Annotated in this window: 23 protein-coding genes; 17 read left to right on the top strand and 6 right to left on the bottom strand. The window is 61.8% G+C overall.

Translation table 11 applies throughout. From position 1 onward, the window contains the following. Positions 1–146: 146 nt before the first annotated feature. The 6 genes from R1T44_RS01450 to R1T44_RS01425 form a co-directional block, all read right to left on the bottom strand. Positions 147–557, bottom strand: a complete 411-nt coding sequence (locus R1T44_RS01450) for a hypothetical protein (RefSeq protein WP_317292435.1) — start codon at positions 555–557, stop codon at positions 147–149. A 124-nt stretch (positions 558–681) separates the two neighbouring features. Further along, on the bottom strand, positions 682–2,202 hold the full coding sequence (locus R1T44_RS01445; protein ID WP_317292434.1) for a bifunctional aminoglycoside phosphotransferase/ATP-binding protein: 1,521 nt from the start codon (positions 2,200–2,202) through the stop codon (positions 682–684). Positions 2,203–2,413: 211 nt separating this feature from the next. Next, positions 2,414–3,706 (bottom strand): glutamate-1-semialdehyde 2,1-aminomutase, encoded by a 1,293-nt coding sequence (gene hemL, locus R1T44_RS01440; RefSeq protein WP_317292433.1) that lies wholly within the window; start codon positions 3,704–3,706, stop codon positions 2,414–2,416. A gap of 251 nt (positions 3,707–3,957) precedes the next feature. Further along, positions 3,958–4,797 (bottom strand): bifunctional hydroxymethylpyrimidine kinase/phosphomethylpyrimidine kinase, encoded by an 840-nt coding sequence (gene thiD, locus R1T44_RS01435; RefSeq protein WP_317292432.1) that lies wholly within the window; start codon positions 4,795–4,797, stop codon positions 3,958–3,960. Between the two features lie 14 nt (positions 4,798–4,811). Next, complete coding sequence (gene hemJ, locus R1T44_RS01430) at positions 4,812–5,243, bottom strand: protoporphyrinogen oxidase HemJ (RefSeq protein ID WP_043331686.1); 432 nt, start codon at positions 5,241–5,243, stop codon at positions 4,812–4,814. Between the two features lie 169 nt (positions 5,244–5,412). Further along, complete coding sequence (locus tag R1T44_RS01425; RefSeq protein ID WP_317292905.1) at positions 5,413–7,164, bottom strand: chloride channel protein; 1,752 nt, start codon at positions 7,162–7,164, stop codon at positions 5,413–5,415. Positions 7,165–7,417: 253 nt separating this feature from the next. On the opposite strand from R1T44_RS01425, the gene argC reads away from it, so the two are divergent. The 17 genes from argC to atpG all read left to right on the top strand — a co-directional run bounded on the left by argC (position 7,418) and on the right by atpG (position 23,098). Then, on the top strand, positions 7,418–8,461 hold the full coding sequence (gene argC / locus R1T44_RS01420; RefSeq protein ID WP_317292431.1) for an N-acetyl-gamma-glutamyl-phosphate reductase: 1,044 nt from the start codon (positions 7,418–7,420) through the stop codon (positions 8,459–8,461). A 147-nt stretch (positions 8,462–8,608) separates the two neighbouring features. After that, on the top strand, positions 8,609–8,962 hold the full coding sequence (gene erpA, locus R1T44_RS01415; protein ID WP_043331693.1) for an iron-sulfur cluster insertion protein ErpA: 354 nt from the start codon (positions 8,609–8,611) through the stop codon (positions 8,960–8,962). Between the two features lie 250 nt (positions 8,963–9,212). Next, on the top strand, positions 9,213–9,974 hold the full coding sequence (locus tag R1T44_RS01410) for a transporter substrate-binding domain-containing protein (protein ID WP_213114853.1): 762 nt from the start codon (positions 9,213–9,215) through the stop codon (positions 9,972–9,974). 150 nt (positions 9,975–10,124) lie between these two features. Then, entirely contained in the window at positions 10,125–10,796 is a 672-nt protein-coding gene (locus R1T44_RS01405) for an amino acid ABC transporter permease (RefSeq protein ID WP_317292430.1), read from the top strand. Positions 10,797–10,905: 109 nt separating this feature from the next. Further along, positions 10,906–11,652, top strand: coding sequence for an amino acid ABC transporter ATP-binding protein (locus R1T44_RS01400; RefSeq protein ID WP_317292429.1), 747 nt, complete (start codon positions 10,906–10,908; stop codon positions 11,650–11,652). A gap of 1,074 nt (positions 11,653–12,726) precedes the next feature. Beyond that, positions 12,727–13,011, top strand: coding sequence for a hypothetical protein (locus tag R1T44_RS01395; protein WP_317292428.1), 285 nt, complete (start codon positions 12,727–12,729; stop codon positions 13,009–13,011). Positions 13,012–13,028: 17 nt separating this feature from the next. Continuing rightward, a complete protein-coding gene (gene mnmG, locus R1T44_RS01390; RefSeq protein ID WP_317292427.1) occupies positions 13,029–14,951 on the top strand; it encodes a tRNA uridine-5-carboxymethylaminomethyl(34) synthesis enzyme MnmG in 1,923 nt (640 codons plus the stop codon). Beyond that, positions 14,948–15,598: a 16S rRNA (guanine(527)-N(7))-methyltransferase RsmG gene (gene rsmG / locus R1T44_RS01385; RefSeq protein ID WP_043331700.1), complete on the top strand. Its 651-nt coding sequence runs from the start codon at positions 14,948–14,950 to the stop codon at positions 15,596–15,598. Before mnmG ends, rsmG begins: the two co-directional genes overlap by 4 nt. A gap of 149 nt (positions 15,599–15,747) precedes the next feature. Continuing rightward, positions 15,748–16,515, top strand: coding sequence for a ParA family protein (locus R1T44_RS01380; RefSeq protein WP_043331702.1), 768 nt, complete (start codon positions 15,748–15,750; stop codon positions 16,513–16,515). A gap of 18 nt (positions 16,516–16,533) precedes the next feature. Beyond that, positions 16,534–17,481: a ParB/RepB/Spo0J family partition protein gene (locus tag R1T44_RS01375; protein WP_131431064.1), complete on the top strand. Its 948-nt coding sequence runs from the start codon at positions 16,534–16,536 to the stop codon at positions 17,479–17,481. A 403-nt stretch (positions 17,482–17,884) separates the two neighbouring features. Then, entirely contained in the window at positions 17,885–18,289 is a 405-nt protein-coding gene (locus R1T44_RS01370; protein ID WP_043331819.1) for an ATP synthase subunit I, read from the top strand. 9 nt (positions 18,290–18,298) lie between these two features. Further along, a complete protein-coding gene (atpB, locus tag R1T44_RS01365; protein WP_043331706.1) occupies positions 18,299–19,162 on the top strand; it encodes a F0F1 ATP synthase subunit A in 864 nt (287 codons plus the stop codon). A 101-nt stretch (positions 19,163–19,263) separates the two neighbouring features. Further along, positions 19,264–19,512: a F0F1 ATP synthase subunit C gene (gene atpE, locus R1T44_RS01360; RefSeq protein WP_011508579.1), complete on the top strand. Its 249-nt coding sequence runs from the start codon at positions 19,264–19,266 to the stop codon at positions 19,510–19,512. A gap of 64 nt (positions 19,513–19,576) precedes the next feature. Next, complete coding sequence (locus R1T44_RS01355; protein ID WP_043331708.1) at positions 19,577–20,047, top strand: F0F1 ATP synthase subunit B; 471 nt, start codon at positions 19,577–19,579, stop codon at positions 20,045–20,047. A 13-nt stretch (positions 20,048–20,060) separates the two neighbouring features. Then, positions 20,061–20,603 carry a F0F1 ATP synthase subunit delta gene (locus tag R1T44_RS01350; RefSeq protein ID WP_043331710.1) on the top strand — a complete coding sequence of 181 codons (543 nt, stop codon included), beginning with the start codon at positions 20,061–20,063 and terminating at the stop codon, positions 20,601–20,603. Positions 20,604–20,619: 16 nt separating this feature from the next. Continuing rightward, complete coding sequence (gene atpA / locus R1T44_RS01345; RefSeq protein WP_043331712.1) at positions 20,620–22,164, top strand: F0F1 ATP synthase subunit alpha; 1,545 nt, start codon at positions 20,620–20,622, stop codon at positions 22,162–22,164. A gap of 67 nt (positions 22,165–22,231) precedes the next feature. Next, positions 22,232–23,098 (top strand): F0F1 ATP synthase subunit gamma, encoded by an 867-nt coding sequence (gene atpG / locus R1T44_RS01340; RefSeq protein WP_043331714.1) that lies wholly within the window; start codon positions 22,232–22,234, stop codon positions 23,096–23,098. Positions 23,099–23,130: the final 32 nt, after the last annotated feature.

Raw genomic sequence — 23,130 nt, 5'->3', positions numbered from 1 at the left:
CGCCCCAGCCAGGATGTCTTACAGAACCCCGCGCAAGCGGGGTTTTTCGTTTTTCCGCTCGGTGGATCCATATAATGAAAAAGGCCGCTGACAGGGTGTCAGCGGCCTTCCAGTACCAGCCGCGAAACATCTATCGCAGCGGCAAGTTACTTCTTTGGCGGTGTCACGACATTCTCCGGGAAGGACTTGCGATAACTCTCAAGGCTTTCATCCACCATCTGACGGCCCTTGCTGACCTGCTTGTTACCGCTGGCGATCCGCGCCTTGCCCTTCTTGATCTGACCATTGCCCTTATCGATCAGCGCCTGGCCCTTGGCGATATTGGATTCGCCATCATTGACCAGATTATCACCACTGACGATCTGCTTCTCACCCGCGGCCACCAGAGACTTGCCGCTCTCCCAATTATCGGCCAGCTGATCACGCATCTTGGCGACGGCCTTGGCTTCCTCAGCCTGACCGCGCATGAGATCAGCGGTTGTCGGCTGGCTGGAGCAGCCCGCGAGCAGTGCCAGACTGATGGCAGCGGCGGCGGTATTTACCCATTGTTGGCGCATGATATTTCCTTTCCAGATGCATAGCTTCCCAACCCAAGCCGAGGCTCACTCGGGAGTGCACTATGCAATACAAAAAAGGGCATGGCGGTCATCCCGCCATGCCCCATGACATCGATCGCTCGTATCAATGCAGCCTGAGCTGCTCACGAATCAGGCGAGCCAAGGTGACATTGGCGTTGGGCGCTGTCGTGTCGATATGGACCAGCTGACCATGCTCTTCTGGCGCAAATGGCTCGCGATTGGCCAATTGCTTGTCGAGCACTTCCAGACCCGCTTCGGAAGCCTCGCCACTGCGCTGACTACGCTTGATGATGCGCTTGCGCAGCGTCTCGTCATCGGCCTCGAAGCTGATCATCAGCACCGGCAGACCACGGGCTTCTGCCTCATGACGCAGGCGATCACGCTGCACCTTCTTCAGGCAGGTGGCATCGATGCAGACGGGGATGCCCGATTCCAGCAGCGTGGCGGACAGATTCGAGAGTCGCTCGTAGGTCGCATGGGTGGCCTGGGGGGTATAGATGCCGCCATTGAGCCCGGACTCGGTATCGGCATCCGCCGCAAAGCCATACAGGCGCTTGCGCTCCACATCGCTGCGAATGCGTACACCACCCAGTTCACGCACCATCTCTTCGGTGAAGCGACTCTTGCCGCTGCCGGAGACACCCACACCGATGATCATGTAAGGGAAGCGGATCTCGCTATAGCGCTCCGCCAGCCCGATATAGCGCTCATACTCGGCCAGCACATCGGCGCGATCCGCTTCACACAGGTCCGGCTGGTGATAGCGAATCATCGCCACCTTGGCCCGGATCAGGGCGCGATAGATCTTGTAGTACGGCAGCAGACGCACCAGCGAGTAATCGCCGGAGAGCTCGAGATAACGGTTGAGCGCATGATGGGCAAAGGCCTGCTCATCACGCGCTTCGAGATCCATCACCAGGAAGGCCAGGTCACAACCGACATCATTCCAGCGCAACTCTTCATTGAACTCGATGCCGTCAAACAGCAGGGCACGGCCTTCATGGCGCACGGCGTTACCCAGGTGGATATCGCCGTGAGTCTCACGCACGAAGCCTTCCTGCCAGCGACGCTCGAACTCGGGATTGAGGCGCTGGAAGGTCTCTTCGGTCCACTGCTTGAGCAGCGTGAGTCGCTTGATGGCCTCGGCATCATCACCGAGGCGCGGACGAATCAGCTCGAACTCGTTGTCGATGGTACGACTAACCATCTGCGGGCTACCCAGCTCGCTATCGCCCTGGATGCGCTCGGCCTGCTCGTGGAAGGCCACCAGCTGGTCGACCAGATCATCCAGCAATTCCAGCGACAGCTCGCCACTGGCCTGCAGGGCGCTGAACAGGTGGCGATTGGAAAACTGGCGCATCTTGACCGCGTACTCGAAGACAGCACTGTCGTCTCCGATGCGCGGAGCTTCGGGCGTGCCCGAGATCGCCACGGTATCCAGGTACAGCGTCGGTGCCAGACGGCGGTTGAGGCGCACTTCCTGTTCACACAGGAGCTTGCGGCGCTCAAGGGTCGAGAAATCCAGGAAGCTGCCGAAATCCAGCGGCTTCTTGATCTTGTAGGCGTAGTCGCCGGTCAGCACGATCCACGAGATATGCGTCTCGTGCACTTCGATATCCTTCACGGGGTGATCGAAGCAATCGGCTGTGTGAAGGGCTCGAATCAAGGCCTGGCTCAAGGTCATCTCCGCTAAGGCAAGCTGGCTATAAGGTCATTAGCGCAATCGCTATCGTTGGCGACAAGTGTACCGGATGGCAGCCCGCCCGGCAGCCTGCCGAGCGGGTTCCTGTCCGCGTTGGCCAACCCGCGGACTCAGTTACTGTCTTGCGTCGCCCTCAGCTCGATGCGGACATCTGCGCAAAGACCCGCTCAGCCGCATCCAGCGTGGCCTGGATATCAGCATCGGTGTGTGCCGCGGACATGAAGCCGGCTTCATAGGCGGACGGCGCCAGATAGACGCCTTCGGCGAGCATCGCGTTGAAGAAGGTCACGAAATCCTGCTGACGGCAGCGCGTGGCGGAGGCGAAATTGCTGACCTCTGCGTCATCGGTGAAGAAGACACCGAACATGCCACCGGCATGCTGGGTGATCAGACGGATGCCTGCCGCCTTGGCACGGCTTTCCAGGCCTTCACACAGCATCTCGACCTTGCGTGAAAGCTCGGCGTGGAAGCCGGGCGCCTTGAGCTTGCGCAGCAGCGCGACGCCAGCGGCCATCGCCAGCGGATTGCCTGCCAGCGTCCCGGCCTGGTAGACCGGCCCCAGCGGCGAGAGATGGTGCATGATCTCGCGCTTGCCGCCGAAGGCACCCACCGGCATGCCGCCGCCGACGATCTTGCCCAGGCAGGTCAGGTCCGGCGTGATGCCGTAATGTGCCTGAGCGCCACCCAGGGCAACACGGAAGCCCGTCATCACCTCATCGAGGATCAGCACGCTGCCGTGGGCATCGCACACTTCACGCAGGCTTTCGAGGAAGCCTGGAACCGGCGGAATGCAGTTCATGTTGCCGGCGACTGGTTCGACGATGATGCAGGCGATCTCGTCACCCAGCTCGGCGAAGCAACGGCGCACACCCTCGGCGTCGTTGTAGTCCAGCGTGATGGTGTGCTCGGCCAGCGAGGCCGGCACGCCCGGGGAGCTGGGCTCGCCATGGGTCAGCGCGCCGGAGCCGGCCTTGACCAGCAGCGAGTCGGAGTGACCGTGATAGTTGCCCTCGAACTTGACGATCTTGTCGCGACCGGTGAAGCCCCGCGCCAGGCGGATCGCCGACATGGTGGCTTCAGTGCCGGAGTTGGTCATGCGCACCATGTCGAGGCTCGGCAACATCTCGCAGATCAGCTCGGCCATCTCGGACTCGATCTCGGTGGGCGCACCGAAGGACAGGCCACTTTCGAGACGCTCGCGCACGGCGCTGAGCACATCTTCATCGGCGTGACCGGTGATCATCGGTCCCCAGGAACCGACGTAATCGATATAGCGCGTGTTCTCCACATCGAACAGATACGCGCCCTTGGCATGGTCGATGAACACCGGCGGACGATGCAGTCCCTTGAAGGCGCGGACCGGCGAGTTGACGCCACCGGGAATATGACGGCTGGCGCGTTCGAACTGGGCAGCGGACGTGGTCATGACATACCTCTTGATAAGCGGCGAGCGGCACATCGGCCGCGAAAATGGAGAAAAGGGTGATCAGACATAAAGACGCTGTGGATAACGTGAATGCAGCTTGTCCACAGCCGATGAAACGGCCCGATAGCCTCAGGGCGGCAAGGGGGTGTGGATAACCCGAATGCCATCGATGGCGACAGCTTAACGCGACTCACGGGTGAGTTGCAGCCGCGCGAGCGCAAGGGGTGCCGGCGTCGAAAGGGGCAATAGCGCTATCGCCAGGGCAGAAACTGGGCCTCGGGCAACGCACCTTTCCGCCCACGCTGCTGGCCATCGACGAGACTCTGCCAAGTGGCCTGCTGGGCAGCCTGCCATGCCGATGGCAACGTCATGCCGCGTGCCAGACGCACCGCCAGGTGCGAGGCCAGCGTGCAGCCGCTGCCATGGAAGCTGCCTGTCAGTCGCGGGCAGTCCAATGCGAGCGTGGCGTGGTCTCGGCGATACAGACGATGGATCACCGACGGCTCAGTCAGCGAATCAGCATCGCGCTCGACAGGATCGGTACCGGTGACCAGCACGGCCCCGGCGCCTGCCGCCAGCAGATGCTCGGCGAGTCGGCCGTCGCCCGTCCCCGTGGGGCAGGCCGCCAGCCGCGCAAGCTCCGCGCGGTTGGGCGTGAGCACATCCACATGCGGCAGCAAGCTCTCACGCGCCTGATGGATCAGCGACTCGGTGGAAAGCTCCAGCCCGCCGCCCGCCTTGAGCACCGGGTCCCATACTACGGGTAACCCCGGCCAGCGCTGCTGGAGTTCCTCGATCAGCATCACGCACGCCGTGAGCGCCGCTTCGCTGGCGAGCAGACCGATCTTGAGCGCGCCCGGGCGGAAGTCCTCACACAGGGTGCGGGCCATGGCGAGCATCGACTCGCCCGATTGCGGGATCACCGCCTGCACATTGCAGGAGTTCTGCACCGTCAGTGCCGTCGGCACCGTCAGCGCCCAGCCGCCACCGGCACGGATCGCCTCGCTGTCGGCGATCAGACCCGCGCCGCCACTGGGATCATGCCCCGCCAATACCAGCACGTAGGGCAGTTGCGCTGAGCACTCGGTCATGGCTGAACCATCCCTCAGAACGGTTTGACGATGACGCAGATGACGATCACCACCAGCATCAGCACCGGCACTTCATTGAAGAAGCGGAAGTAGCGCGAGGTTCTCTTGCAGGTATCGGCGGCGAACTGCTTCAGATACAGGCCGCAGGCATGGTGATAGCCGACCAGCAGCACGACCATGGTCAGCTTGAGGTGCATCCAGCCCATGCTCATGAAGCTCGGCACCAGCGCCAGCAGCCAGATCCCCAGCACCAGGGTCGCGATCATCGACGGCATCATGATGCCGCGATAGAGCTTGCGCTCCATGGTCTTGAAGTACTCGATGGCCTTGTGGTCGCCGGCATCACGCGCCTGGGCGTGATAGACGTACAGCCGGGGCAGATAGAAGAGGGCAGCAAACCAGCACACTACGGCAATCAGATGGAAAGCCTTGATCCACAGATACATGAGGGAGCTCCGTCAGTCAGGGTCGGGAAGGTCAGAAAGTGGACGCACGGATGATGCAATCGGATCGCCACGATGGCATGTGGCACCGCCAAGGCCCATGCGGTATGCAGTCGCGGCCAGGCGCACGCAGAGCGAATTCACGCCTGAGAGACAGCTGCCACGCCACGCTTCAGGGCGTATAGCGATAGTAGCTCTCTATTGCATCCCGCGTGATGATACCTGAAATCTTGCGAATCATCGGTGCCGTGGTGTGCTCGACATAGAGGGCATCGACATCGCTGGGCAGCAGCCGCTCATAGGCCTCGGACAAGGTAGCCTGCAGGTGGATGGGCGCGAGATCCAGACGCTGAGCGGGGATCTCGAGCAGGTCGAGCTCTTCCTGCTCCAGCCAGTGCTCATCCATCAGCACACGCACCAGATCCGCCGCCGGCAGCGCGACCATCGGCTTTTCCGGCGTCGAGCGCGTAACCACCAGCCAGACCGGCTTGCTGTCGAGCAGGGCGCGAGCACGCTCACGCGTGATGCGGCGCGGCACGCTGACCAGCGAGCGCTCCATCACCGCCGGCACCGCCACCCGCGACAGCGCCTGCATCAATGGCTGCTGGAGCGGATGCAGGCCCTGCGCCGTCAGCGTCGAGATGAAGAAGCCCTGGCAGTGACACAGCTGGCGACAGGTCAGGCCTGCCACCACCACCGCCAGCATGCCGGGCAGGATGATATTCGGCGAATGCGTCAATTCGAGCAGTGCCATCAGGGCAGCCAGTGGCGCCTGAAGCACCGCGCCCATCATCGCCGCCATGCCGAGCAGGGCGTAAAGCGCGATGTCCGAGGCCTGGTCCGGCAACAGCCAGCCGCCCAGCATACCCATCAATGCCCCGGCAGCGGCACCCGCCACCACCACCGGACCGATGATGCCGATCGGCACGCCACAGGCCACGCACAGTGCCGACAGCACCAGCTTGCCGATCACCAGCGCCAACAGGATATCCAGCGCCAGCTGGCCGTCGAGCAGCTGGGCCAGGCTGTCATAGCCGATGCCTTGCACCTGGGGATACCACCACGCCACGACGGCCGTCGAGACCCCGACCAGCGCCATGCGCATCCCCCATGACAGGTGTGCCACGCGCGCCTGCTGACGCGCCAGATGCACGAAGCCCCCCGCCAGCAGGCCGATGACCAGCGCCGTGACGATGACCCAGGGCAGGTCGAGCAGGGAATGCAGCAGCAGAGACGGCACCGCGAAGGCCGGTGCCGAGCCGTAGACCATCTGCGTGACCACCGCGCCGGTGGTCGAGGCCAGAATCACCGGCATGAAGCCCATCAGGGTGTACTCCATCATCACCACTTCCATGGCGAAGATGACCCCTGCGATCGGCGTATTGAAGGAGGCAGAGATGCCCGCCGCCGTGCCGCAAGCGACCAGCACGCGCAGGCTGTTGTTGGGCAGCTTGAGGCGCTCGCCGATCCAGCTCGAGGCCCCGGCGCCCAGGTGGATCGCCGGGCCTTCACGCCCCGCCGACAGGCCGCCGAGCACGCTCACGACCCCGACCACGACCTGATTGAGCCAGGCACGCAGCGGCATCTTGCCCTGATGGTAGGTCAGGCGCTCGATGACATGACCGATGCCCAGCTTGCGCTGCGCCGGATGCTGTCGCCCCAGCACGATGCCGATCACCAGCACCGCCAGCAGCGGCAGCGAGGCGCGCACCCAGGGAGCAAGCCCCTCGAAGTTCTCCGGGTTGTCATCGGGCATGAAGCCCAGGGCACCGGCGCTCAACAGCAGGCGGAAGCCAACCATCAATGAGCCGGTCAGCAGCCCTGCCACCAGCCCCAGCAGACACAGTTGCGGGAGTGCATCGACCGCCGCCAGCTTGCGCCGAAAATTGTCGAGACTGGGACGAGGCAGATGCGGACGCGTCAGGCGTGACACTCACGACTCCTTGAAGGCACTGGCAATGACAGAGGACATCCATGTCGGCAGCGCATTACTGCCCGCCTGACACCTGTGTATCATATCGATTGCGAACCGTCGCGACCGTGCGCAATCCGACAACCTCGGCACAGCATGGCGCAACGCCTGTCTCGCGCACAGGCCACCAAAGGTCGCAGCAGCAGATCGGACACAAGATTACATCTCGCATCAACAGGACACCGCCCGAAGGCGGGGAGGCAGCATGATCAAGGTAGGTATCGTCGGCGGCACCGGTTACACCGGAGTGGAACTCCTCAGGCTCCTGGCCAGCCACCCGCAGGTGGAAGTGACCGTGATCACCTCGCGAAGCGAGAAGGGCGTGCGTGTCGACGAGATGTACCCCAATCTGCGCGGCCACTACGACACCCTCGCGTTCAGCGAGCCGGATGCCGAGGTGCTGGCCGCCTGCGACGCCGTGTTCTTCGCCACGCCTCACGGTGTCGCTCACGCCCTGGCTGGCGATCTGCTGGCACGCGGCACGCGTGTCATCGACCTGTCCGCGGACTTCCGCATCAAGGACGCCGACGTCTGGGCCGAGTGGTATGGCCAGCCGCATGGCGCGCCGGAGCTGCTCGGCGAAGCCGTCTACGGCCTGCCGGAAGTCAATCGCGATGCCATCCGCGAAGCGCGCCTGATCGCGGTGCCGGGCTGCTACCCGACCTCCGTGCAGCTGGGGCTGATCCCGCTGCTGGAAGCCGGCCTGATCGAGACTGACAACATCATCGCCGACTGCAAGTCCGCCGTCTCCGGCGCGGGTCGCGGTGCCAAGGTCGGCTCGCTGCTGTGTGAAGCTGGCGAGTCCATGAAGGCCTACGGCGCCTCCGGCCATCGTCACCTGCCGGAAATCACCCAAGGGCTGGACCTGGCAGCCGGCAGCGCGGTCGGTCTGACCTTCGTCCCGCACCTGACGCCGATGATCCGCGGCATCCACTCCACCCTCTATCCGCGTCTGAGCGGCTCCAGCGGCACGCTGGAAGATCTGCAGGCGCTGTTCGAGCAGCGCTACGCCGATCACCCCGCCGTCGATGTCATGCCGCTGGGCAGCCATCCGGAGACGCGCAGCGTGCGTGGCACCAACCTGTGCCGCATCGCCCTGCATCGTCCGGGCAACGGCGACACCCTGGTGGTGCTGTCGGTGATCGACAACCTGGTCAAGGGCGCATCAGGTCAGGCCATCCAGAACCTCAACCTGATGTTCGGTCTCGATGAGATGATGGGGATCGGCGCGCCGGCGATGATGCCCTGAACCGCCAGCGTACGCCCGCAAGGCAGCACGTCAGACAAAGTTGACCCTTTTGCTCGGATATAGGGATAATAGGCGTCATTCCGTTCTCTATACCGTGCCGGGCGCTGTCTCCAGCGTCCGGCCTCCGACTCCTTCCAGGAGGCCCGCATGAGCGAAGCACAAAGCTTCATCCCGACGCCGTTGTACCTGTCCGAGCGCGCCAGTGCCCGGATTGCAGCGCTGCGCGCGGAAGAAGCCAACCCGGAGCTGCGTCTCAGGGTCTATGTCACTGGCGGCGGCTGTTCCGGCTTCCAGTACGGCTTCGATATCGCCACCGATCTGGCCGATGACGACACCGTGGTCGAGCTGGGCGAAGCCGCCATCGTGATCGACCCGCTGTCCTACCAGTATCTGGTCGGCTCGACGATCGACTATGAGGAAGGTCTGGCGGGCGCCCGCTTCATGATCCAGAACCCCAATGCCACCAGCACCTGTGGCTGCGGGTCTTCCTTCATGGTCTGATCATTGAGGGTCTGACCAGAGAGCGTATGACCGTCAGGGCTGACAGGCCCGCGCACGACATTGGCGCCTTGTTGACGCCTGATCGCCCCCTACCGGGAACCGGTAGGGGGCGATTTTTTTTCGTCATCTCAGTGGCTTGCAAGCTTCCCTTCGCCGCATGGCAGCGCCGGGAGACTTGACGGGGTCCGGTGTGCTCGTCAATCTAAAAACGCTATACATCCTAAAATCTAAATATAAAGAGGAATGTAAAATGCGCAGATCTCACCTGCTGGCCTCCCTCTCTGGCCTCGCGGCCGCCACCTTCATGGCCAGCGCTGCCCATGCCGTCACCCTCAAGGCGGCGACCGACCCGAGCTTCGTGCCCTTCGAGATGCTCGACCAGGAAAGCGGCGAGATGGTCGGCTTCGATATCGACATCCTCAATGCCATCGGCGAGCGCGCCGGCTTCGATATCGACCTCAAGACCATGGACTTCAATGGCATCATTCCGGCCGTACAGACCGGTAGCGTCGATGTCGCCATCGCCGGCATCACCATCACCGAGGCGCGCGAGAAGATCGTCGACTTCACCGATCCCTACTATGACTCCGGCCTGCAGATTCTGACCTCGGCCAACAACGGCGACATCGAGGATATCGAGGGCCTGGAAGGCAAGAAGATCGGCACCAAGATCGGCTCCACCAGTTACGACTACCTCACCGCCAACCTCGGTGACTCCACCATCACGCCTTACCCGGGCAGCGCCGACATGTACATGGCCCTGATGTCCGGCAGCGTCGATGCCGTCTTCTACGATGCCCCCAACGTCGGCTACTTCGCCAAGACCAAGGGCAATGGGCGCGTCAAGACGGTGGGGCCGCTCTATGAAGGCCAGCAATACGGCATCGCCTTCACCGAAGGCAGCGAGTGGACCGAGGCCGCCAACGAGGCGCTGGCCGAGATGAAGTCCGATGGCAGCTATGCCGAGATCTACCAGAAGTGGTTCGGCGCCATGCCCGGCGACAGCCAGTAAGCCGCTTTCGACTCGTCTCAGGCGCCTCGCGTCGCGTAGTGCAGATCATCATCACGACATTTCGGCAGCGACAGCCTGCCGGAATGTCGGTCGTCTCGAACCTCCGGCTCGCCCAGCGGCGCATGAGAGGTTCGTGCCAAGGAGCCCCCCGTGGACGTTCAGTTCCAGTTTGATTGGCAGGCCGCACTCAATTCGGTGCCCTACCTGTTCGAGGGCATTCCCTGGACCCTCGCCATTTCCTTCGGTGGCCTCGCCATCGGCTTCGTGCTCGGCATCCTGTTCGGACTACTGAGCCTGTCTCCCAGCCGCATCCTGCGCTGGGTCGCCACCGCCTATATCGAGATCTTCCGTGGCACCCCGGTACTCGTCCAGGTGCTCTTCATCTTCTATGGCCTGCCGCAGATCATCGGTGGCCCCATCGATGCCCTGACCGCCGGCATCGCCGCGATCGCCTTGAACTCGGCGGCCTATATCTCGGAAATCGTGCGCGGTGGCGTGCAGTCCATCGCCCGTGGCCAACGGGAAGCCGGCCTGTCACTCGGCCTTTCCACCCCGCAGACCTTCCGCTATGTCATCTGGCCTCAGGCGCTGCGCCGCATGATTCCCGCGCTGGGTAACCAGGGCATCGTCTCGATCAAGGACACCTCGCTGTTCTCGGTGATCGGCGTCGGTGAGCTGGTGCGTCAGGGGCAGATCTACATCGCCACGACCTTCAATGCGCTGGAAACCTACTTCATGGTTGCGCTGCTGTATCTGGTGATCACCCTCAGCCTGTCATTTGGCTTGCGGATGCTCGAGCGCCGCGGGTTGGTGGGCCAATGATGTCTCTCTGCCCCCCACACGCGACGGATATAGCCGCGCCATCTCTCCTTCTGCCTGACCTCATTCCTCTGACGACCTTCCGGCATGCAGCGCCGGTTCGGAGTGCCCCATGACTGCCATCGTGAAGATGCACAAGCTCAACAAGCATTTCGGCAGCCTGCATGTCCTCAAGGACATCGAGCTCGAGGTCGCCCAGGGGGAGGTGGTGGTGATCATCGGCGCCAGTGGCTCCGGCAAGTCGACACTGATTCGCTGCGTGAACGGCCTGGAGGAGTTTCAGGACGGCAACATCGAGGTGGATGGGCATTCGCTGATCCCCCACGGCAAGAGCCACCGGGCGCTCAAGGCGATACGCACCGAAGTCGGCATGGTCTTCCAGCAGTTCAACCTCTTCCCGCACATGAGCGTGCGTGACAACGTCAGCCTGGCCCCCATCAAGGTCCGCGGTACCTCGCGACCGGCGGCCAAGCAGCAAGCCGATACGCTGCTCGAGCGGGTCAATATCCTCGAGCAGGCCGACAAGTACCCGGGGCAGCTCTCCGGCGGCCAGCAGCAACGCGTGGCCATTGCCCGCTCATTGGCGATGGAACCGCGCCTGATGCTGTTCGATGAGCCCACCTCGGCACTGGACCCGGAAATGATCGGCGAGGTGCTCGATGTCATGCGCAAGCTGGCCCGCGAAGGCATGACGATGATGATCGTCACCCATGAAATGAGTTTTGCCCGTGAAGTGGCAGACCGGGTGGTGTTCATCCATCAGGGCAGCATCGTCGAGGAAGGCACGCCAGAGCAGGTCTTCGATACGCCGCAGCATCCACGCACCCAGAGCTTCCTGGCCCGCGTACTGTCCCACTGAGCGCCTTCCACAAGGCTCGCTGAGCCACTGCCCAGACAAGTGTTGAGCACGTGATGACCCTACCCGCTGCCATGCGTGCAGCGGGCATGCCCCGACCGTCAGGTCGGGGCATTTTTTTGTCCCCAGAGAGGCTTGCGAGCCCTACGGGTCGCCAAACGATGAAAAATCTTCTCCCTCCACGCCATCTGTCGGCATTTCGAGAAGAAAAAAACGAATTTTTTTGGCCCCGGCCACCCCCTTGCCAGGTCACGCAAACACGCCTTGGCGTTCGAAGGAATGACGCTTTCCCCGCCTGGCAGTCCTCACTGAGGCGTCGTTTGAGCGTGTGAAAAACAGGGATAAATCAGGGGCCTAGCCGGAAAACCACACGAGGATAACGTGCACCGTGAGCCGCCGGGACAGCGTTCAGGCAGTCTCAGCGGCCGACACGGGCAAAACAAGCGAAAAAGTATCCACAGGCTGGGGCGCGTCGCGTCATTGGCACCATTGGCGAGGGCTGTAGCCATTCACGCACCACTTATCCCATGACTGTCTACAGCCTTGGGCAGCGCAGGAAATCGACATTTGCCTCTGTGGACATTTTCCGGCATTATCCGCGGCCTTCTTGCCGTCAGGCCATGCAGCACTAGGGGTTGTGGGTAACAACGCCACTTGTGCACAGCAGGGCAGAAAAGTCGGGTACCAGCTCGGTATGAATCAGGGGATAATCGGGGCTGTGGACAAGGGCGCATTTCATCCACAGGAAGCGACCGGTGGCGTCCTCAGGTACTCCGCATTTTCTCCCCAACTATATCAACATCGTAAGCTTTTGATTTGTAACGGATAAAGTCGATTTCCCACTGATTTTGTCCACAACAGTAGTTACAACATCAACAGAACCCCTTTTTCTTTTCTTTATATAATCTTGTTATCCGGAAACCCGAAGGACGGACCGAGACCTCACGATCGACCTGAAGTGAACTCGCCGAATCCGAAGTGTTCGGGATAACGAACGGCTGTCTGGGTAGCGCATCCCTCGCCGGAAAATCGACACGTCGTATCCGCCAGACTCGTGAATCGTTACGGCGTGGATTGATGCCCCAGAAGAAACAACCCGAGCATTCGCTCATGGGCTGCCAGGGCAAGGCGCTGTGGAAAACTCCTGACGCTTACCCACAGGCGGTTTATACTGTGCGGCCCGGACGTCATCCTGCTGGCTTGCAAGCTCCCTCACCGGTCGAGCACATGCCTTCGGCGACGGACATCATTCGCCATGCCGTCTGGCAGTCCTTGATTCATCCAGGCATCGATTCATCGCCCTGCCTGGCCGATTTGCCTGCTTCGCCAACCAGCGAACAGCGCTTCACCCAAGTTTCGTGATACCCCGAGGTGCCAACGTGGATTACCCGAACCGCTTTGACGTGATCGTCATCGGCGGCGGTCATGCCGGTACGGAAGCCGCACTGGCTGCTGCCCGCATGGGCCGTCAGACCCTGCTGCTGACCCATAACATCGAGACGCTGGGCCAGATGTCCTGCAATCCCGCCATCGGCGGGATCGGCAAGAGCCATCTGGTCAAGGAGATCGATGCGCTGGGCGGTGCCATGGGCCTGGCCACCGACATGGCGGGTATCCAGTTCCGTACCCTGAATGCCCGCAAGGGGCCGGCAGTGCGTGCCACTCGCGCACAGGCTGACCGGGCGCTGTACAAGGCCGCGATCCGCAACGTGCTGGAAAACCAGCCGAACCTGACGCTGTTCCAGCAGGGTGCGGAAGACCTGATCGTCGAAGGCGAGACCGTGCGGGGTGTCGTCACCCAGACCGGGATCCGCTTCCACGCCACCACGGTGGTGCTGGCGACCGGGACCTTCCTCGGCGGCGTGATCCATATCGGCCTGGACAACCATGCCGGTGGCCGTGCCGGTGATCCGCCCGCCAATGGCCTGGCCTCGCGTCTGCGTGAACTGCCGTTCCGGGTCGATCGCCTCAAGACCGGCACCCCGCCGCGCATCGATGCCAAGAGCGTCGACTTCAGCAAGATGGAAGCCCAGCCGGGCGACACGCCGCGTCCGGTGATGTCCTACATGGGCAGCCGTGAGATGCAGCCGGAGCAGGTCAACTGCTACATCACGCACACCAACGAGCGCACTCACGAGATCATCTTCGCCAATCTCGACCGTTCGCCGATGTACTCCGGCGTCATCGATGGCATCGGGCCGCGTTACTGCCCGTCCATCGAGGACAAGGTGCATCGCTTCGCCGACAAGAACAGCCACCAGGTCTTCATCGAGCCGGAAGGCCTGAATACCCATGAGCTGTATCCCAACGGCATCTCCACCTCGCTGCCCTTCGATACGCAGCTCGAGGTGGTGCGCTCGATCCGTGGCATGGAGAACGCGCACATCACGCGTCCCGGCTACGCCATCGAGTACGATTTCTTCAATCCCCAGGACCTGCATCACTCCCTGGAGACGCGTTTCATCAAGAACCTGTACTTCGCTGGTCAGATCAACGGCACCACCGGCTATGAAGAAGCCGGTGCCCAGGGGTTGCTGGCGGGCGTCAATGCCGCCTTGCGCGCCACTGACGACAAGTCCTGGCATCCGCTGCGTGACGAGGCCTATACCGGTGTAATGGTCGATGACCTGATCACCCTCGGCACGCGCGAGCCGTACCGCATGTTCACCTCGCGTGCCGAATATCGCCTGCTGCTGCGTGAGGACAATGCCGATCTGCGTCTGACCGCCAAGGGTCGCGAGCTGGGCCTGATCGATGACGCACGCTGGGAAGCCTTCGATCGCAAGCGTGAAGCCATCGCCCGCGAGACCGCGCGTCTCGAGAGCACCTGGCTGACGCCGAAGAGCCCGGAGCTGGCCCCGTTGAGCGACAAGCTCAGCTCGCCGCTCAAGCGCGAAGCCAGCCTGATGGAGCTGCTCAAGCGTCCGGAGCTCGAGTATCCGGATGTGGCAGGCCTGAAAGGGGAAGGGGTCGACGACTGGCGCATCGCCGAACAGGTGCAGATCACTGCCAAGTACGCAGGCTATATCCAGCGTCAGCAGGAAGAGATCGACCGCCTGCGCCGTCACGAGCACACCGAACTGCCGACCAGCCTCGATTATGATTCCGTCGATGGTCTCTCCAACGAGATCAAGCAGAAGCTCAACGAAGCGCGCCCGGCGACGCTGGCCCAGGCCGGTCGCATTTCCGGTGTCACGCCGGCAGCTGTCTCTATCCTGTTGATTCACTTGAAGAAGCGTCAGCTGATCAAGGCGGAGACACCCGCAGATGCCGCAACGACTGACACGGGAGTCGCGCAATGAGCCAGACGCTCAACGAGACACAGCGTGAACGTTGCGCTCAGCTGCTCAGTCGTGGTGCCAGCGCCATGGGAGTGGCGCTGAGCGAGGAACAGCACGCCCAGCTGATGACGTTGCTGGTGCTGTTGCACAAGTGGAATCGCGCCTATAACCTCACCGCGGTACGTGAGCCGGAGGCGATGGTGACTCGCCATCTGCTCGATAGCCTCAGTGTGCTGCCTTATATCAGTGGGCCACGCCTTCTGGATGTCGGCGCCGGCCCGGGCCTGCCCAGCATCGTGATCGCGATCATGCGTCCCGACATCGCCGTCGTGCCGCTGGATTCGAATGGCAAGAAGGTGCGCTTCCAGATTCAGGCCGGCCATGAGCTGGGCCTCAAGAATCTGAGCCCGACCCAGGTCCGTATCGAAGCCTATGATGGCGCGCCGTTCGAACAGATCATCTCGCGTGCCTTCGCCGATACCGATGCCTTCGTCAATCTGTCGGCGGCCGTGCTCGCCGAGGGCGGCGAATGGCTGGCCATGAAAGGGCGCATCCCCAGTGATGAGATTGCCCGCCTGCCGATGGGTGTCTCGCTGGTCGAGACATTGGTGCTGGAAGTGCCGGGCGAGGAAGGGGAGCGTCACCTTCTGCGCCTCAAGCGCGACTGATAAAGCGCCTCAAGGCGTGCGCAGGGATTGTGCCGGGCGCAAAAGGCAGGCAGCCTGATGTTTTCACGAGGGCAGATCATTGATCTGTCCTCGTGAGCATGTGGCTGGTGCCAATGGCCCCGCTTCTCAAGGAACCAAGGAAGTCGCTCGTGACCAAGATCATCGCGCTGACCAACCAGAAGGGTGGCGTCGGCAAGACCACCACTGCCGTCAATCTGGCGGCGTCGCTGGCGGCACTCGATCGCCGCGTTCTGCTGATCGATCTCGACCCGCAGGGCCATGCCACCATGGGCAGCGGCATCGACAAGCACGACCTCGAAGGCAGCGTGCTGGATGTGCTGCTGGGTGAGCTGCGTGCCAGTGACGTGATTCTCGATTGTCCCGATGCCGGCTACGCCCTGTTGCCCGGCAATGGCGACCTTACCGCCGCCGAGGTCGATCTTCTCGGTGTCGAGGGGCGTGAGCGCCGCCTCACGGAAGCTCTGGCGCCGATCGCCGCGGAATATGACGTGGTACTGATCGACTGCCCGCCCTCGCTCAACATGTTGACCGTCAATGCCCTGACCGCCGCCCATGGCGTGCTGATCCCGCTGCAGTGCGAGTTCTATGCACTGGAAGGTCTGTCAGCGCTGCTCGATACCGTCGAGCAGATTCAAGGCAACGTGAATCCGGCCCTCGACGTGTTCGGGATCGTGCGTACCATGTACGACGCTCGCAACAGTCTGACCCGCGATGTCAGCAAGCAACTTTCCGATTACTTTGGCGATACCCTGATCAAGGCGACCATTCCGCGCAACGTGCGGGTGGCGGAAGCGCCAAGCCACGGCCTGCCGGTGACCAAGTATGCGCGTCTGTCGCGTGGCAGCCAGGCCTATCGGGTGCTCGCCAAGGAATTGATTCGTCGTCTCTCGCTGTAACTTCACCGAGGAAGGTCCATGACGCGTAAGCGTGCCCTGGGAAGGGGCCTGGATGCCCTGATTGGCGCCGGTAACCGCCGCCGCCATGTCGAAGCCGATATAGAAGCTGTCGATGGCGACGCCATCGATGCGTCACCGGATACCGCGCTGGCCGCGAATCCGGCCGCTGCCACGGCGGAATTGCCCAGCGAGCGTCTCGAGCGCCTGCCGCTCGGGCAGCTGCAGCGTGGCAAGTATCAGCCACGGCGTGACATTCAGCCGGAAGCGCTCGAGGAGCTGGCGGATTCCATCCGGGCTCAGGGCGTGATGCAGCCCATCGTGGTGCGGCCGGTGGGGGAGGGGCGCTACGAGATCATCGCCGGCGAGCGCCGCTGGCGTGCCTCGCAGCTGGCGGAGCTGGATACCATTCCTGCCGTCGTCCGCGAAGGCATCAGCGATGAGATCGCGCTCGCGCTGGCATTGATCGAGAATATCCAGCGCGAGAACCTCAATCCGGTCGAGGAAGCCCTGGCGCTCAAGCGCCTGCTCGAGGAATTCGAGCTGACCCAGCAGCAGGTGGGCGACGCCGTCGGGCGTTCACGCGCCCAGGTCACCAACCTGCTGCGACTGCTGACGCTGGAACAGGAAGTGCAGACCCTGCTGGAGCGCGGTGAGCTCGACATGGGCCATGCGCGTGCCCTGATCGGCCTGACCCCGGCACGCCAGCGCAAGCTGGCCCATGAAGTGGTCGAGCGCGAGCTGACCGTGCGCCAGACCGAAGCGCTGGTGAAAAGCGTGCAGAAGGGTGAGCAGCCCAAGCCGGCACCGGCACGACCGGACGCCGACATCCAGCGTCTGGAAACGCGCCTCTCGGAGCAACTGGGCGCCGCCGTCAATATCCGTCACGGCAAGAGTGGCAAGGGCAAGGTCACCATCTCCTACACCAGTCTGGATGAGCTGGACGGCATTCTCGGCCATATCCACTAGTGGGCGAGCAGGGGTGGGCTGACCACGCGTCACTCCCCCTGACGGAAATTTTCCGCGTGATGGATCACGATCCTCTTTCGCGCCCCTGTGACTCATTGTCGCAGGGGCGCGAAATGCATCTGACATTCAAGATATTGAAGGATGTTGCTGACGTCAGGTTGTGATTCATGCAACCCTGTGTCGCTCGCACCGCAAGCGACTGTCAACGTAAGCAAACTGTCATCGGTTTCCCGCAAGATAGTGAGGCTTTGGTCGTAAGCTTGCGAAAGATCAAGGAATTTAGCTTGTCGTTTGGTTGATGGCGGTGAAGCGCTCCCCTATAATCCGGCGAGTTTGCTCCCGGGCTGTGTCTAGCGCAGCGCCAGAAATGGCGAAGGCCATCATTGCGAGACACAGGTCCAAGATGCACAAGACGACACCCGCTGCTCTACAACGCCCTCAGGTGGCTCGATTGCTCTGGGGCCAGGCGCTGGTCATCGTGATTGCCGTCTTGCTGGCGGGAGTGATGAAAGGCAGTGGTGCGGCGCTTTCCGCGCTGTGTGGTGGGCTGGTCTGCCTGCTGCCCAATCTGTTTTTCGCCTGGCGTTCACTGCGTGTGACCGGTGCACGTTACGCCCAGGCAATGGTCAAGGCCTTCTATCAGGCCGAGGCCGGTAAGTTCGGTTTGACGGCCGTATTGTTTGCGTTCTTCTTCATTGCAGTGCCGCCCTCAAACCCCGCTTTATTTTTTTGCGCTTACGTGGCGGCAATGGCGGTTCACTGGCTGGGCCCCTGGCTGGTGAAGCGAACACCGTACACACGAACCTGAGGCAGAGTCATGGCAGGCACCAACCCGAGTCCCTCCGAATATATTCAGCACCACCTGCAGAATCTGACGTACGGCAACCACCCGGAACACGGATGGTCACTGGCGCACAGCGCTCAGGAAGCGGCCGACATGGGATTCTGGGCCATCCACCTGGATACCATGGGCTGGTCCATCGGTCTGGGCCTGATCTTCCTGTGCCTGTTCCGCAAGGTCGCCAAGTCCGCCACCACTGGCGTTCCCAGCGGTCTGCAGAACTTCGTCGAATTGATGGTCGAGTTCGTCGATCAGTCCGTGCGTGAGACCTTCCACGGTCGTTCACGCCTGATCGCACCGCTGTCACTGACGATCTTCTGCTGGATCTTCCTGATGAACCTGATGGACTTGATCCCCGTCGACTGGCTGCCTGGCGTTGCTGCCAAGGTCGGTGAGATGTTCGGCGCCGATCCGGCTCACGTGTTCTTCAAGGTGGTGCCGTCCACTGACATCAATGCCACGCTGGGCATGTCACTGTCCGTGTTCGCGCTGATCATCTTCTATTCCATTCGCGTCAAGGGCCTCAAGGGCTTCCTGGCCGAACTGACGCTGCACCCGTTCAACACCCCGAACAAGCTGGCACAGATCGCACTGATTCCGGTCAACTTCCTGCTTGAGTTCGTGACGCTGATCGCCAAGCCGATCTCTCTGGCGCTGCGTCTGTTCGGTAACATGTATGCAGGCGAGCTGATCTTCATCCTGATCTCGCTGGTCGGTATCTGGCAGCTGCCCCTGCACTTCCCGTGGGCGGTCTTCCATATCCTGGTCATCACCCTGCAGGCATTCATCTTCATGATGCTGACCATCGTCTACCTGAGCATGGCCAGCGAAGACCACTGATGTAATTCGCCCCACGCCATCCGTGGCGTGGGGCAAGATTTCCGAGCTCTGCTCACACCCTCAACCCTTGACTTAAACTTGACTAAAACTGGAGTTCCACAATGGAAGCACAAGTTCTTGGCATGACCGCTATCGCCGTCTCCCTGCTGATCGGCCTGGGCGCCCTGGGCACCGCCATCGGTTTCGGTATCCTCGGTGGCAAGTTCCTGGAAGGCGCAGCGCGTCAGCCGGAAATGATCCCGCAGCTGCAGGTCAAGATGTTCATCGTCGCTGGTCTGCTGGATGCCGTGACCATGATCGGTGTTGGTATCGCGCTGTTCTTCACCTTCGCCAACCCGTTTGTCGGTTAAACATCGGCTGGCCTCCGGCCTACCGTGTTTTTGACCCAACAATCGTGAAGCGAGAGGTGCTGGCGTGAATCTGAACTTAACCCTGATTGGTCAGGCCATCGCCTTTGCGGTCTTCGTTTATTTCTGCATGAAGTATGTCTGGCCGCCGGTCACACAGGCTCTGGCAGAACGTCAGAAGAAGATTGCAGATGGTCTGGATGCTGCCAGCCGTGCTACCCGTGACCTCGAACTGGCGCAGGAAAAAGCCACCGAGACTCTGCGGGAAAGCAAGGATGAAGCAGCACGCATCATTGAGCAGACCCATAAGCGCTCCAACCAGATGATCGAGGAAGCACGTGAAACTGCACGTGCGGAAGGCGAGCGTCTCGTTGCGCAGGCCCGTGCCGAAATCTCCCAGGAGATCAACCAGGCCAAGGACGAGCTCCGTGGTCAGGTCGCTGCTCTTGCAGTGGTCGGCGCCGAGCGCATCCTGGAATCCTCCATCGACGAAGCCAAGCACCGCGAGCTGATTGACAAGCTCGCTGCCGAGCTCTGAGGAGACTGATTCCATGGCTGAAACGTCTACCTCCACCGCGGCTCGCCCGTACGCCAAGGCGGCGTTCGAGTTTGCACGCGGCCAGCAGGCGCTAGAGGCCTGGTCCGGCATGTTGTCGACAGCGGCGCTCGTCGCTGTCGACGCAAACGTCAAGGCGGTGCTCGACAACCCCAAGCTCTCCACCGAGCACAAGGTTGGCACCTTCCTGGACGTGTGCGGTGAGGCGCTGGATGACAGCGCCCGCAACTTCATCCGGACTCTCGGTGAGCAGGACCGCCTTGCGGCCCTGCCCTCCGTGGCCGAATTGTTCGAGGCCCAGAAGGCCGAGCAGGAACAGCGTGTCGAGGTGACCCTGGTGTCTGCCTTTGCACTGGAGAGTGAGCAGGAAGAAAAGCTCGCCACTGCCCTGCGCAAGCGTCTGAACCGCGACATCTCCATTACCACTCAGGTGGATAGTACGCTGCTCGGCGGCGTCATCATCCGTGCCGGAGATACCGTCATTGACGGCTCCGTGCGCGGCAAGCTGGCCCGGCTTTCCGAAGCACTGAACTCCTGAGTCCGAGGGACATGGCATGCAGCAACTGAATCCTTCCGAGATCAGCGACATCATCAAGCAGCGTATCGAAAAGCTTGACGTCGCATCCGAAGCCCGTAATCAGGGCACCATCGTCAGCGTCTCCGACGGCATCGTGCAGATCCACGGCCTCGCAGACGTCATGTTCGGTGAGATGATTGAATTCCCGGGTGGCGTCTTTGGTATGGCGCTTAACCTTGAGCGCGACAGCGTCGGTGCTGTCGTTCTGGGTGACTACCTCCAGCTCGAAGAGGGCATGACCGCGCAGTGCACCGGTCGTATCCTCGAAGTGCCGGTAGGCCCGGAAATGGTCGGCCGTGTGGTCGACGCGCTGGGTAACCCGATTGACGGCAAAGGCCCGATCGACGCCAAGCTGACTGACGCGGTTGAGAAGGTCGCTCCGGGCGTCATCGCCCGTGAGCCGGTCGACCAGCCGGTGCAGACAGGTCTGAAGTCCATCGATGCCATGGTGCCGATCGGCCGTGGTCAGCGCGAGCTGATCATCGGTGACCGTCAGATTGGTAAGTCCGCCATCGCGATTGATGCCATCATCAATCAGAAGGGCAAGGGCATTACCTGCGTCTACGTCGCCGTCGGCCAGAAGCAGTCCACCATTGCCAACGTCGTGCGCAAGCTCGAAGAGCACGGCGCGATGGAACACACCATCATCGTCGCTGCTGGCGCTTCCGACCCAGCTGCCATGCTGTTCCTGGCACCGTACGCCGGTTGCACCATGGGTGAGTACTTCCGCGACCGCGGTGAAGACGCGATGATCGTCTATGACGATCTGACCAAGCAGGCATGGGCGTATCGTCAGATCTCCCTGCTGCTCAAGCGTCCGCCGGGCCGTGAAGCCTACCCGGGTGACGTCTTCTATCTCCACTCCCGTCTGCTTGAGCGTTCCGCACGCGTCAACGCCGATTATGTCGAGCAGTTCACCAAGGGTGAAGTGAAAGGCAAGACCGGCTCCCTGACTGCGCTGCCGATCATCGAGACCCAGGGTGGCGACGTGTCTGCGTTCGTTCCGACCAACGTGATCTCCATCACCGACGGTCAGATCTTCCTCGAGACCAGCCTGTTCAACTCCGGTATCCGTCCGTCCATCAACGCGGGTCTGTCTGTTTCCCGTGTCGGTGGTGCTGCTCAGACCAAGATCATCAAGAAGTTGGGTGGTGGTGTGCGTCTGGCACTGGCTCAGTACCGTGAGCTGGCAGCTTTCTCCCAGTTCGCCTCTGATCTGGACGAAGCGACCCGCAAGCAGCTCGAGCATGGTCAGCGTGTCACCGAGCTGATGAAGCAGAAGCAGTACTCTCCGATGTCCGTGGCCGACATGGCGATCTCGCTGTTCGCGGCCAACGAAGGCTACCTGGATGACGTCGACGTCGCCAAGGTGCTGGGCTTCGAGAAGGCGCTGCTGGACTTCATGCGCTCCGAGCACGCGGATCTTCTGGACAAGATCAATCAGTCCGGCGGCTACGATGACGAGATCAAGAATGGTCTCAAGGCTGGCGTCGAGAAGTTCAAGGCGACTCAAAGCTGGTAAGTGGCATGGCCCGGCCAGTCCGGGCCCTGTCGTTTCCCTTCGGGTGGCATGAATAAGGCAGATCGCTATGGCAGCTGCAAAAGAGATTCGCTCCCAGATCGGGAGCATCAAAAATACGCAAAAGATCACCAGCGCCATGGAAATGGTGGCTGCGTCCAAGATGCGTAAAGCGCAGGATCGCATGGCGGCCAGCCAGCCTTATGCTCATCAGATCCGCAAGGTTGTAGGACACATCGCCCGGGCCAACCCGGAATATCGCCATCCGTATCTGATGGAACGCGATGTGAAGCGTGTCGGTTATATCGTGGTCTCCAGTGATCGCGGCCTGTGTGGTGGCCTGAACGCCAATCTGTTCAAGGCTGTCACCAAGCATGCGAAAAGCTGGCGCGACCAGGGTGTCGAGGTGGACTTCTGTGCCCTCGGCTCCAAGGCCGGTACCTTCTTCCGCAACTACGGTGGCAACCTGCTTGCCGCCAAGTCCGGTCTCGGGGATTCCCCGGGTACCCAGGATCTGATCGGTAGCGTCAAGGCCATGCTGGACGCATTCGACGAGGGCAGCCTCGACCGTCTGTACGTGGTGTTCAACGAGTTCGTCAACACCATGACGCAGAAGCCGGTCGTGCGTCAGCTGCTTCCTCTCGAAGCTGATCTGAATGACGAAGAAACCGGTCCCACTACATGGGACTACCTGTATGAGCCGGATGCCGTCTCGTTGCTCGACAAGCTGCTCAAGCGCTATGTCGAGGCCCAGGTCTACCAGGCCGTGGTCGAGAACATCGCCTGCGAACAGGCAGCGCGAATGATCGCAATGAAGAGTGCGACCGATAACGCCGGCGACCTGATCGACGACCTTCAGCTGGTCTACAACAAGGCCCGCCAGGCAGCGATCACTCAGGAAATCTCCGAGATCGTATCCGGTGCCGCCGCCGTCTGATGACAGCGTGGCAACAGGCAAGCAGGTTTCAA

The organism is Cobetia amphilecti, assembly GCF_032923285.1.
Taxonomy (GTDB): Bacteria; Pseudomonadota; Gammaproteobacteria; order Pseudomonadales; family Halomonadaceae; genus Cobetia; species Cobetia amphilecti.
This window is presented reverse-complemented; position numbering and strand designations above follow the sequence as displayed.

Excerpts from the sequence above, each read along its gene's own strand:
- hemJ (WP_043331686.1), bottom strand. The coding sequence starts at position 5,243 with ATGTATCTGTGGATCAAGGCTTTCCATCTGATTGCCGTAGTGTGCTGG.
- R1T44_RS01370 (WP_043331819.1), top strand. The coding sequence starts at position 17,885 with ATGCACAAGACGACACCCGCTGCTCTACAACGCCCTCAGGTGGCTCGA.
- rsmG (WP_043331700.1), top strand. The coding sequence starts at position 14,948 with ATGAGCCAGACGCTCAACGAGACACAGCGTGAACGTTGCGCTCAGCTG.
- R1T44_RS01400 (WP_317292429.1), top strand. The coding sequence starts at position 10,906 with ATGACTGCCATCGTGAAGATGCACAAGCTCAACAAGCATTTCGGCAGC.
- R1T44_RS01410 (WP_213114853.1), top strand. The coding sequence starts at position 9,213 with ATGCGCAGATCTCACCTGCTGGCCTCCCTCTCTGGCCTCGCGGCCGCC.
- erpA (WP_043331693.1), top strand. The coding sequence starts at position 8,609 with ATGAGCGAAGCACAAAGCTTCATCCCGACGCCGTTGTACCTGTCCGAG.
- atpE (WP_011508579.1), top strand. The coding sequence starts at position 19,264 with ATGGAAGCACAAGTTCTTGGCATGACCGCTATCGCCGTCTCCCTGCTG.
- atpA (WP_043331712.1), top strand. The coding sequence starts at position 20,620 with ATGCAGCAACTGAATCCTTCCGAGATCAGCGACATCATCAAGCAGCGT.
- R1T44_RS01450 (WP_317292435.1), bottom strand. The coding sequence starts at position 557 with ATGCGCCAACAATGGGTAAATACCGCCGCCGCTGCCATCAGTCTGGCA.
- R1T44_RS01395 (WP_317292428.1), top strand. The coding sequence starts at position 12,727 with ATGCCCCAGAAGAAACAACCCGAGCATTCGCTCATGGGCTGCCAGGGC.
- thiD (WP_317292432.1), bottom strand. The coding sequence starts at position 4,797 with ATGACCGAGTGCTCAGCGCAACTGCCCTACGTGCTGGTATTGGCGGGG.
- atpG (WP_043331714.1), top strand. The coding sequence starts at position 22,232 with ATGGCAGCTGCAAAAGAGATTCGCTCCCAGATCGGGAGCATCAAAAAT.
- argC (WP_317292431.1), top strand. The coding sequence starts at position 7,418 with ATGATCAAGGTAGGTATCGTCGGCGGCACCGGTTACACCGGAGTGGAA.
- atpB (WP_043331706.1), top strand. The coding sequence starts at position 18,299 with ATGGCAGGCACCAACCCGAGTCCCTCCGAATATATTCAGCACCACCTG.
- R1T44_RS01350 (WP_043331710.1), top strand. The coding sequence starts at position 20,061 with ATGGCTGAAACGTCTACCTCCACCGCGGCTCGCCCGTACGCCAAGGCG.
- R1T44_RS01375 (WP_131431064.1), top strand. The coding sequence starts at position 16,534 with ATGACGCGTAAGCGTGCCCTGGGAAGGGGCCTGGATGCCCTGATTGGC.
- hemL (WP_317292433.1), bottom strand. The coding sequence starts at position 3,706 with ATGACCACGTCCGCTGCCCAGTTCGAACGCGCCAGCCGTCATATTCCC.